This is a genomic window from Bacillus songklensis (assembly GCF_042649685.1).
Classification (GTDB): Bacteria; Bacillota; Bacilli; order Bacillales; family Bacillaceae_H; genus Bacillus_BA; species Bacillus_BA songklensis.
This window is the reverse complement of the sequence record NZ_JBHRZT010000052.1, coordinates 333,467-343,609: the sequence shown is the minus strand read 5'-3', so window position 1 is coordinate 343,609 and position 10,143 is coordinate 333,467. Positions and strand designations below refer to the sequence as shown.

Below are 10,143 nucleotides of genomic sequence, written 5' to 3'. Positions count from 1 at the left end.
GCTTTTTTCATTGTATAAGAAAGATAAATTGTACGTTGATGCTGTCCAGCTGCGAAAGCTACATCCTACGGTCATTTCACTCCTTCCTTCAGAAGCAAAAAGCGCTTCTTTGTCAGGAGTTCCAATGCCCTATGGATGGCGAGGGTTACAGCGTTGCTCACAGGACGTGAGCAACGCTGTAACTTGACTTGCTTCACTTTTCTTATTAGCGTACAACAATTTCGCCGTCTTCAACGGTAACAGTAACTTTTTTCACTTCACCTTGATCTAAAATCAAATCGGTAATGCGATCTTCAAGCTGTTCTTGGATAACGCGGCGAAGCGGACGAGCACCGAATGCCGGATGATACCCAAGCTCGGCCAATTTTTCTTTCGCTTCTTGTGAAACTGTCATCGTGATGTTTTGTTCTGCTAATGTTTCTCGTAAATCATTTAGCATTAAGTCGACAATTTTCACAAGGTTTTCTTTCTCCAAGTGATTGAATTCGATGATCGCATCAAAGCGGTTTAAGAATTCCGGCTTGAAGTATGAAGATAGTGAATCAAGCACAGATGTTTGTTTTACGGCATCATTTGCTTTTTCGAATCCAACCGTGATTTTCTTCGCACCGACACCTGCGTTACTTGTCATAATGATGACGGTATCCTTAAAGCTTACAGTGCGTCCCTGGCTGTCTGTTAAGCGTCCGTCCTCTAAAATTTGCAAGAACATGTGCTGAACGTCAGGGTGCGCTTTTTCAATTTCGTCCAGTAAGATGATAGAATACGGGTTGCGTCGTACTTTTTCGGTTAATTGTCCTGCTTCATCATGACCGACATAACCAGGAGGAGAACCGATTAATTTAGATACAGAGTGTTTCTCCATATATTCACTCATATCGAGGCGAACCATCGCATCTTTTGAACCGAATAATTCTTCAGCCAATGTTTTTGTTAATTCCGTCTTACCGACACCTGTTGGTCCGACAAATAAGAATGAACCAATTGGGCGGTGTTTCGCTTTTAATCCGGCACGAGAACGACGAATCGCTTTTGCCACTTTTTCCACTGCTTCACCTTGACCAATGACTTTATTGGCTAGGTTTTCAGCTAAGTTTTTCATTTTAGTCGTTTCATTTGCTTGAAGTTTACCAACAGGAATACCTGTTTTCTTCTCGATAATAGCCTGGATGTTTTCCACATCGACTACGGCTTTTTTCTCCTCTTTGTTTTGCAGGCGTTTTTCTAATGAAGCTTCTTCATCACGAAGTTTGGCTGCGGCTTCGTAGTTTTCCGCTTTTAATGCTTTTTCTTTTTCAGCCGCAATTTCTTTTAATCGTTTTTCGATATCATCTGTGTTTGTTACACCGGCTTGTAAGTTCATTTTTGAGCCAGCTTCATCTAATAAGTCAATGGCCTTATCCGGTAAGAAGCGGTCTTGAATGTAGCGGTGTGATAATGTGACACACGCTTTAATGGCTTCTTCTGTGTAACTTACACTATGATAATCTTCATATTTACCTTGGATGCCTTTTAAAATCTCGATTGCTTGTTCAACGGTTGGTTCATGTACCATGACAGGCTGGAAGCGGCGCTCCAATGCAGCGTCTTTCTCGATGGCGCGGTACTCTTTTAATGTTGTGGCACCGACCACTTGCAATTCACCACGTGCTAACGCCGGTTTTAAAATATTGCCTGCATCCATTGAACCTTCTGCAGAACCTGCACCGACTAATAAGTGAATTTCATCGATAAATAAAATGATATTTTTGCGTTGCTGCAATTCAGCGATCAGTTGTTTCATGCGTTCCTCGAATTGACCGCGAATACCAGTATTCGCAACTAATGAAGCGACATCCAATAAATACACTTCTTTATTTAACAGCTTAGAAGGGACATCGCCTTCGGCAATTTTCAATGCCAATCCTTCTACAATTGCTGTTTTACCGACACCTGGCTCACCGATCAATACAGGATTGTTTTTATTGCGACGGTTTAAAATTTCAATGACACGTTCCACTTCTTCGTCGCGGCCGATTACCGGATCAATCAAACCGGCTTTCGCTGCTTGTGTTAAGTTGCGGCCAAATTGATCTAAAAAGCCACCGCCGCGGATTCCGCCGCCTTGTTTTGGTTGAATTGCTTGCGCACCTTGATGCTGCGCTGACATATGTTGACCAGCCAGCTGCTTGAATAAATCGTCAAATGACATATTCATAAATCCACCTCCAAATCCAGACGGAATTTTATTTTCAGCTTTTAATGTTTGATAGCATGTATGACATAAATGATATTGTTGTTTCTCGTTGTTTAATTGAAGATTTAAGTGAACAGTTGCTTGTCGTTCTTGACAGTTTTGACAAATCATAAATAACGACCCCCTTAACGTTTCAATATCTTTTTAGTGTTTGACTTTGACTTTCTTTGACCTTTGTGACTTTATTATACTTTGACCTTTTTTGACTTTCAAGTATTTTAGGTAGGTAATTTATGGTAATTCAAAATAATGATTGACAATCATCAATTAGGTAAGAATATTCTTCTATTTAGATATGTTAAAGAACAGTGATGATGTTTGGTTTATGTGGATTTATATAGAGGAATATTGATATGGAAAATCTACCATGTTCATTTCACTATAAAACATGGAAACTTCATTGACGGAAGGAGGGAGTACTATTATACTAAAAATATATTTATCACTTAACTGCATAAAAGCATAAAAGCTAAAAAGCGTTTAAGTGAAAAAGTGCGGGAAGAAAATTCATTAGATGAAAAAGCAACTTTCGTTTCAACAGTCTTTCACTATTGTTTTACTTATTCTTTCTAGTATGTTTAGTTTGGTTTTGTAACACAATCATCATTTATATTGGCAACAGGAAGGCAGGAGCAACATGGAAAAAAGTCATCAAGATTTAAAGAAGGGTTTATTACCGAGACACGTCCAGTTTATTGCTTTAGCGGGCATGATTGGAACGGGTATTTTTAAAGGAAGTGCAGATACGTTAAATATAGCGGGGCCAAGTGTTGCTTTGGCTTACTTATTAGGAGGTCTACTATTATTTATTGTGATGATGGCATTGGCTGAGATGGCCATTGTCTATCCAAACCACAATGTTCAGCATCTTGTATATAAAGCTTTTGGATTTCGTATATCCTTTATTGTAGGATGGCTTTATTGGATTAATTGGATTATTGTCACTATTGTCGAAATTTTAGCGGCAGGAAGCTTCTTGCAATATTGGTTTCCATCTGTACCGTTATGGCTTTTAAGCTTCCTTTGTGCCGTCTTGATAATCGGAATTAACTTGTTTCAAGTGAAGTACTATGGAGAGATTGAATTTTGGTTTGCAGGAATTAAAATTATCGCATTAACCGCTTTTATTATTTTAGGTATTTGTATTTTATTAGGAATCATTCCTAGTTCTATTGATGATCCTTTGTCTAATTACACTGCACATGGCGGGTTCTTTCCTCATGGAATTGGAGGAATGTTCAGTGCCTTTTTAGTCGTCATGTTTTCATATGGCGGGGCAGAGTTAATCGGTGTCGCTGTTACAGAAACAAAAGATGCCCAGAAGGTATTGCCCAAAGTCATTAAAGGAACTGTATGGAGAGTCATTATTTTTTATATCCTTCCTATTCTTATTATATGCGGTTTAATGCCATGGAATAAAGTTTCGGGGGAAGAAAGCCCATTTGTTCAAGTATTCGGCATCACAGGGCTGCCTGGAGCAGCTCATATCATGAATTTTGTTCTTTTAACAGCCGTTTTATCAGCGGCAAACTCTGGTATATATGCGACTTCCAGAACGTTATATTCAATGGCTCAAAGCGGTGAAGCTCCAAAACGGCTATTAAAGATTTCTAAACAAGGAATACCGATAAACGGCCTCATGATAACGGCCATTTGTATATTGGTTGGAGTATTTTTAGCTTATATGACTCCAGATCAAGTCATCAGCTATTTGATGACGATACCTGGTTTTACGATTCTATTAATATGGACGAGTATTTGTTTAGCTCAACTAAAGCTCCGTTCCCATTATAAGGAGAAACCCTTCTTCCAGGTAAAATGGTTCCCATACACAACTATATTAGCAATCGTATCTTTATTGATTATCTTCATCTCTTTTATCTTTAATAAAGAAAATATCATCGGTTCTACAGTTTGCCTTGTCATATTATTGTTACTCACTACGCTTTCTTTCGTGAATAGAAACCAAAGAGAAAAAAACGGCGAAATATAACAGGAAAGAACGTGTTGCAAATGAATCAGGATTAATGCGCAATGGATATTAACAAGCTGTTTAACCACTATCTTTCTATCAAGGGGACTTTTTAAGTAAATAACATTAAATGGGGATTTTTTAGAATTCTGTTAAAGAACAATGTAAACTGCAGCTAATTGAAAGAACCGTCCTTGAAATCTTTGTTTTATCAGATTTCATAGGACGGTTCTTTTCATCATTATGTTCTTTTTAATCAGGGAAGTTAGACCGATGTCCCAAAAAAGGGAAAGTATTAATATAGGGAACAGACTGTTTTTTCACATGGAGGAAAATTTTTAAAAGATAGGGCACAATGGAATCAACATAAAATATAAAAGCAAGATGTTTATTCATCATTGGGGGAACATAGAATGAAGAAGTTCAGCTTGGTCATTGCAGTAGTAGCCGTGGTGGTAGCCTTAGCTGCTTTTTTTGCAAAACCCGAGGATTTTATTAGAGAAAAGGTACATTTTCAATCCCCATATGCTCGTAATGTGGACATCCATAAAATTACATATATGAGCGATGGGCTAAAGATAAAGGGATTTTTGCTTAAACCAAAAGAGATAGATGGAAAACTTCCATTACTTGTGTATAGTCGCGGCGGAATGCATGATTACGGTGCTGTCAATCGTAACAAGCTGGTGTATCTATCGTCGTGGGCAAAAAAAGGATATGTAGTGGTGACAACCCAATATCGCGGAAACGGCGGAAGTGAAGGAGTCGAAACATATGGAGGAGATGATATTCATGATGTCATCAATTTGATTCGCCTGGCAGAAAAGCTTCCTTATGTTAATCCTAACCAAAAAGTGGCCATCGGGTATTCACGAGGCGGGATGATGACTTATTTGTTAATGAAGAACGGTATTCAGTTTGATGCGGTAGCAATTGTCTCTGGCATAACAGATATGTTTCAATTTTATGATCAGCGCCGTCCGAAAATACAGAAAGAACTGCGCAAGATGGTAGGGAGCCCAAAAGAAGAACAGGATAAATACAAAAGTCGTTCAGCCGTCTATTGGAGCGATAAGATTCATTCACCGTTACTCATTTTGCACGGAACAGGAGACAAAAAAGTTCACTACACACAGGCTGAAAAGTTAGTAAAACAATTAAAGCAACAGAAGAAAGAACATAAATATGTATTGTATGAAGGAGCGAACCACCCATTACAGGAATATTTTAATGAATACAATCAGGAAATCGATCGGTGGTTTGCTTCCCATTTACAAAAAGCTTTGTGAAAAATGATGCCGACTCAAAAGCCTCCAGAGGATAACAATCATCCATTTTTCTGTAATGAACTGTCACTAAAATCCTTGATCTTCCTGGATTTTTAATGATGGTTCATCGCAGGAGGGTGTCCCAAAAGTACGTTTTTTTGTACTTCGGGACACCCTCATTTTTATTCCATATCAATCGTCATGTGTTCCAGTCGGTTTTTCTCATGCTTCCATAGTTTGTATTTGTCTAAGTCTTTTTGAATTTGTTTCACGGCATATGCAATGACAGCCGCATCATCAACAAGGCCGATTCCAATCAGAAAATCCGGAATAAAATCAACAACGGACACGAAATAAAGAAGTGTCACAACGATCGTCACAAGAGAGCGGGTCGGTACATCTCGGTAGTCGCCCTTTAACCAATCGCGAAACATATCAAATGTTAGTTCCAGGTTCCGTACGGATTCTCCTATGATTCCATCATTTTTCTTTGCTTTATCGATGGCCTGCTGAAGCAGATGCTTCACTTTATCAGTATTTTGAAGCAGTTTTTCTGCCTGTGGTTTATATTTGATAAATACTTTTTCTAGATCTTGTTTTGTCCACATAACTTCTCCGTCCTTTGCTATGTTGTTTAAAAGTAGTATACCTAAAGAACGGAAAAGATTTCAATCAATGTGACAATTCAATGGTTTTAGCCATTGCAAGGAAATGAGCGACAGAATGGAGTTGATTTGTGGAACGAATCGTTAATTTCATCGGTACTTCATGGTGAGGCAGCAAGATGATTTGCACCCATTCCCTTTCATTGTCTGCATGAAGCATAACAGCTCCTTCCAGCATTGGGTCAGGCTGTCCCCAGATATGGCGATGAACCTTTTCATTTACAGATTTTAATTGTTGAATCGACGTCTTTTCAATCATTTTCCAATCCGCTTGAGTGTTCATGAGTTCAATTCTCATGTTGACACTTGGACTTTTTTGATGGTAGACAAGGTCTTTTCCAGGCTCTTCAGGATCTGCTTTGAAATCTTTCATCACATACATGGAGAAAGGTTGATTCGTACTGTTGTATAAAGAAGCGGGCTGTTTGTATTCTTTTCCATTTTCCATGAAAGATAAGGTAGTTTGGACAGGTCGTACAAATACAGGATGTTCATCAATGGTTTTGGCCATTTCAAGAAACGCTGATGAGTGATTGTTATGAAGGATATGGTGAGTGTGAACCATCAATTTCAGAGGCACATTGCCGGATTTAATGAGATAAACGGTGGTAGCCATATGCTTACGTTTTGTTTGATAAATGACTGCATCTTCTAAAAACGGAGAAGATGTTTTAGGCTTTATAAGTTTTACGCGCTGTCCGTAAGACTTCAGCTCTTTTTTCGCCGATTCCTCCACTTTCTTCCAGTCGGTTTTGGGAGATAGAGGTTCCATCTTCATCCAGTGGTTTTTATTTTCTTTATAAAAAATAGTGTCCGTTTTCCCTTTCTCACTGTTAAATACATAGTCGGGAAGTAGATAGAATGAATAGGGATGCTGTTGACTATAAGTAAGAAAAGCTGTTTTCTCTGCCTTTTTTCCATTGAACTGATACGTTAAATTTCGTTCAAAGAGACGGATAAGTTGATCGTTTGCGGTCACAGTAGATTGTTGGGCATGGACGGGTTCGAATGCAGCAGCAGGTGACAAAATCATAGCTGTTAAACAGGAAGCGGACAAAAAGCGAACCAATTTGTTCATACAAATTCCTCCAATAGTTAAAATGTCGTTTCCGTAATGTTAAACGCTGCCTTCGAAAAAAAGTTGCGCAAAATTCATTTTTTTAGGCTGGAAAGGGACAAAAGGGCTGACCCATGAGCTTGATGGTGGCAGCCGGAACCGCTTTTACTCAAACGGGAGAATATATAAAAGAAATAGGTCAAACACAAGATGTGACACGATGGAAACATATATGTTGTTTGTTTTTTCATGCAACCATCCCCAGTAGATACCGCCTGTGATGGCGGCCATGATAAGTAAAGGATTGAAGGAGTACAGGTGAACGCTTGTATATAGAGCCGTTGCCCGTAGAATTCGCTTTGTCATATCTCCCCCACCCAGTAGCCGTTTTTGGACAAAAAGACGCCAAAATAGCTCTTCTCCTGCAATGACGAGCAATAAAAGCCCATGCTGCCACCCTTCCCTAGGGCCGATGGATTCGTATAAGCCATGTACATAGCCTTCTATTGGGAAGGGAAGAAACAACAGCACCCAATGGCCAAAAGCAAAGATACCATATAGGATAAGTCCCGATAATGTCCCTGCTGCCAATTCTTTGGAGGAAAGTTTTCGCGGCATCCCCGCTTTCATCGCTATACTAATAAGTAGTAGATATAAAACGGGAAAGAAAAACCAAAACCATTTCTTTTCGGTAAAACTGATAAAAAAGCCAAGATGGATCATCAAAAACAATAAGTACACGTATTTTCTCGAAATCATTCACGGAAATCCTTTCAAGGATGGTTTAAGCATAATTATAATCGTGTGTGTCATCCTAGTAAAAGAATCATTTACTTGATATGAAAGGATGACCCATCTATGTCACAATCTAAGAGACAACAAGAGCGTCAATGGACGGTTCGAAAACAATCACAAAATCCCCCGCATGGGAAAGTAAAGTCTTTTGAGGAATTAGCGGAAGATATAACGCCTCAAACCAAAAAATAGAAAAGGCAGGACCTTTCCGTTCACTTGTCGATCCAGCAAACTGCATACGGAAAGGTCCTTTTGAGGTTCTACGTTCAGAAAGTTTAAATTGCGCGTTGAAAATTGTCCAGCTCCAATTCCCTATGGGGCTAAACGAGCTTGCTGCGCTTTTCTTATTGTCCAGTTCCGCAAGCTATGCCCTACGGTAACTTCACCACCTCCCACGAAGTCAAAAAGCGACTTCTCGTCGGCGGTTCCAGTTCCCTATGGGCATGGGCAGCTTGCTTCACTTTTCTTGATTAAGGATTAGTTGACCACAAGCCTGCAGATTTGATGAAGACGCGTGGATGAAGCTTTAACTGAGCGATCATGAATTCCGCTAAATCCTCCGGTTGCATCACTTTTTCCGGATTGCCGTCTGTCAAGTTTTGTTCGATGGCTAGATCGGTCGCCACTGTACTTGGTGTGAGCGCAGAGACGCGAATGTTATGTTTGCGTACTTCCAGGGCAAGTGATTCTGTTAAGCCAAGGACCCCGAATTTAGAGGCACTGTACGCACTTGTCACTGGAGCTCCTTTTTGACCGGCCGTTGAGGAAATATTGATAATATCCCCGCTGTTACGCTCGATCATTTGCGGCAGTACTGCGCGTGTCACATAGTAAACACCCATTAAGTTGACGTCAATCATTTGTTTCCACTCTTGAGGGTCAAGCTCTAAAAACTTACCGAATTTAGCGATTCCGGCATTGTTGATTAAAATATCAGTTGAACCAAGCTCTCCTTTGAGCGATTCCACTGCTTGGTTGACCTCTTCCATCGAAGAAACATCCGCTGTAGCATAAGCCGCTTTCACACCGAGTGCTTCCACTTCTTCTTTTACTTTTTGCAGGTCATTTTCAGACCGGGCGATTAACCCGACGTTTACTGCTTCTTTCGCTAAAGCAATGGCAACAGCGCGGCCGATTCCTTTACCGGCACCTGTTACTAAAGCGACTTTTCCTTTTAATGATTGTGCCATATGTATACCTCTCCTTTCTTCATCTAAAGAACGAATACTATCCTACAAAATCATTTCCATTCATGTCAAAAACTATGCCTAGAGGGATGTTTAAAGTCAAAACGTATGTTAGTGGATGCATTTCCCAATAGCCGGGGAGTGATTATAAACAATGTTTCTGATTTTTTCCGCTTCTACCAGTCTTAGTTAAGTTTTTAAAACAAAAAGTGGAAACACAAGGGACATAAGGGAATCATTGAACACGAACCAAAAAGACAGATGAAATTCTTGTTATAAGAGAAAAGGAAATCCTTTTTCATTGTCGAATTGTAAGGGGCAAACGACAAAGGAAGAAGGAAAAGAACATGGAGAAATTTATTCTTGTATTATTTGTGTTTCTCGCAGGGGGCGCAATGAGTATCCAGGCCTCTGTCAATGGAACGTTGGGGAAAAAAATAGGCTCAATAGAAGGAGCATTTGTTTCTTTTTTTATTGGAACGTTGGCATTGTGCATTATCATGTTGTTTTTTGGAAAAGGTAACATTGTTTCGATGTTTCGGGTTCCGAAATGGAACTTGCTTGGCGGTTTGCTCGGAGCGCTTTATGTCGGCATGTCAGTTCTATCCGTTCCAAAGCTTGGGGTCGGTACGACAATTGTAACGGCTATTGTGGGACAAATAGCAATCAGTATGGTATTGGACCATTTCGGGTTATTCGGCAACCCGCGTATTTCGCTGGGCGGTTCACGACTATTAGGCCTCTTTCTTTTATTTATTGCTCTTTATTTGATTTTTAAGGGCGGATCGAAAGCGATTTGAGTTTCATTTGAACAGCCGGAAGAGGGAAGGGGGACCACCATTTTATTCTCTTCAATATTTTGCTGAAAGTATGTGAGAAATTTACTCTACACTAAGTAATGGAAATTTACATTATTTTTAACTTACCATTTACTAGAAGCGAAGATTTTGAAGACAGAAGATA

10 protein-coding genes are annotated in these 10,143 nt (G+C 39.6%); 5 read left to right on the top strand and 5 right to left on the bottom strand.

Features of this window, described 5'->3' with window-relative positions:
• A partial coding sequence (locus ACFOU2_RS13040) for a hypothetical protein (protein WP_377915792.1) occupies positions 1–187 on the top strand: 187 nt, incomplete at its 5' end.
• Positions 188–205: 18 nt separating this feature from the next.
• Here ACFOU2_RS13040 and ACFOU2_RS13035 read toward each other — a convergent pair.
• Positions 206–2,347 (bottom strand): ATP-dependent Clp protease ATP-binding subunit, encoded by a 2,142-nt coding sequence (locus tag ACFOU2_RS13035; protein ID WP_377915790.1) that lies wholly within the window; start codon positions 2,345–2,347, stop codon positions 206–208.
• A gap of 526 nt (positions 2,348–2,873) precedes the next feature.
• Here ACFOU2_RS13035 and ACFOU2_RS13030 point away from each other — a divergent pair.
• Together ACFOU2_RS13030 and ACFOU2_RS13025 are read left to right on the top strand one after the other, a co-directional pair.
• Positions 2,874–4,229: an amino acid permease gene (locus ACFOU2_RS13030; protein ID WP_377915788.1), complete on the top strand. Its 1,356-nt coding sequence runs from the start codon at positions 2,874–2,876 to the stop codon at positions 4,227–4,229.
• 392 nt (positions 4,230–4,621) lie between these two features.
• Positions 4,622–5,497 carry an alpha/beta hydrolase family protein gene (locus tag ACFOU2_RS13025; protein WP_377915786.1) on the top strand — a complete coding sequence of 292 codons (876 nt, stop codon included), beginning with the start codon at positions 4,622–4,624 and terminating at the stop codon, positions 5,495–5,497.
• 161 nt (positions 5,498–5,658) lie between these two features.
• Here the strand turns inward: ACFOU2_RS13025 and ACFOU2_RS13020 are convergent, their stop codons facing one another.
• From ACFOU2_RS13020 to ACFOU2_RS13010, 3 genes are all read right to left on the bottom strand, one after another.
• On the bottom strand, positions 5,659–6,084 hold the full coding sequence (locus ACFOU2_RS13020) for a YkvA family protein (RefSeq protein WP_377915784.1): 426 nt from the start codon (positions 6,082–6,084) through the stop codon (positions 5,659–5,661).
• A 64-nt stretch (positions 6,085–6,148) separates the two neighbouring features.
• The gene (locus tag ACFOU2_RS13015; protein ID WP_377915782.1) at positions 6,149–7,219 is read right to left on the bottom strand and encodes a hypothetical protein; all 1,071 of its coding nucleotides are present in this window, start codon (positions 7,217–7,219) and stop codon (positions 6,149–6,151) included.
• Positions 7,220–7,363: 144 nt separating this feature from the next.
• On the bottom strand, positions 7,364–7,957 hold the full coding sequence (locus tag ACFOU2_RS13010) for a CPBP family intramembrane glutamic endopeptidase (protein WP_377915780.1): 594 nt from the start codon (positions 7,955–7,957) through the stop codon (positions 7,364–7,366).
• A 99-nt stretch (positions 7,958–8,056) separates the two neighbouring features.
• Between ACFOU2_RS13010 and ACFOU2_RS13005 the strand changes: the two genes are divergently transcribed.
• Positions 8,057–8,185, top strand: coding sequence for a DUF6254 family protein (locus ACFOU2_RS13005; RefSeq protein WP_377915778.1), 129 nt, complete (start codon positions 8,057–8,059; stop codon positions 8,183–8,185).
• A 278-nt stretch (positions 8,186–8,463) separates the two neighbouring features.
• Here ACFOU2_RS13005 and ACFOU2_RS13000 read toward each other — a convergent pair whose 3' ends face one another.
• A complete protein-coding gene (locus tag ACFOU2_RS13000; protein ID WP_377915776.1) occupies positions 8,464–9,183 on the bottom strand; it encodes a 3-ketoacyl-ACP reductase in 720 nt (239 codons plus the stop codon).
• A gap of 344 nt (positions 9,184–9,527) precedes the next feature.
• On the opposite strand from ACFOU2_RS13000, the gene ACFOU2_RS12995 reads away from it, so the two are divergent.
• On the top strand, positions 9,528–9,980 hold the full coding sequence (locus ACFOU2_RS12995; protein ID WP_377915774.1) for a DMT family transporter: 453 nt from the start codon (positions 9,528–9,530) through the stop codon (positions 9,978–9,980).
• Positions 9,981–10,143 lie beyond the last annotated feature (163 nt).

Excerpts from the sequence above, each read along its gene's own strand:
- ACFOU2_RS13010 (WP_377915780.1), bottom strand. The coding sequence starts at position 7,957 with ATGATTTCGAGAAAATACGTGTACTTATTGTTTTTGATGATCCATCTT.
- ACFOU2_RS13025 (WP_377915786.1), top strand. The coding sequence starts at position 4,622 with ATGAAGAAGTTCAGCTTGGTCATTGCAGTAGTAGCCGTGGTGGTAGCC.
- ACFOU2_RS13030 (WP_377915788.1), top strand. The coding sequence starts at position 2,874 with ATGGAAAAAAGTCATCAAGATTTAAAGAAGGGTTTATTACCGAGACAC.
- ACFOU2_RS12995 (WP_377915774.1), top strand. The coding sequence starts at position 9,528 with ATGGAGAAATTTATTCTTGTATTATTTGTGTTTCTCGCAGGGGGCGCA.
- ACFOU2_RS13000 (WP_377915776.1), bottom strand. The coding sequence starts at position 9,183 with ATGGCACAATCATTAAAAGGAAAAGTCGCTTTAGTAACAGGTGCCGGT.
- ACFOU2_RS13015 (WP_377915782.1), bottom strand. The coding sequence starts at position 7,219 with ATGAACAAATTGGTTCGCTTTTTGTCCGCTTCCTGTTTAACAGCTATG.
- ACFOU2_RS13035 (WP_377915790.1), bottom strand. The coding sequence starts at position 2,347 with ATGATTTGTCAAAACTGTCAAGAACGACAAGCAACTGTTCACTTAAAT.
- ACFOU2_RS13005 (WP_377915778.1), top strand. The coding sequence starts at position 8,057 with ATGTCACAATCTAAGAGACAACAAGAGCGTCAATGGACGGTTCGAAAA.
- ACFOU2_RS13020 (WP_377915784.1), bottom strand. The coding sequence starts at position 6,084 with ATGTGGACAAAACAAGATCTAGAAAAAGTATTTATCAAATATAAACCA.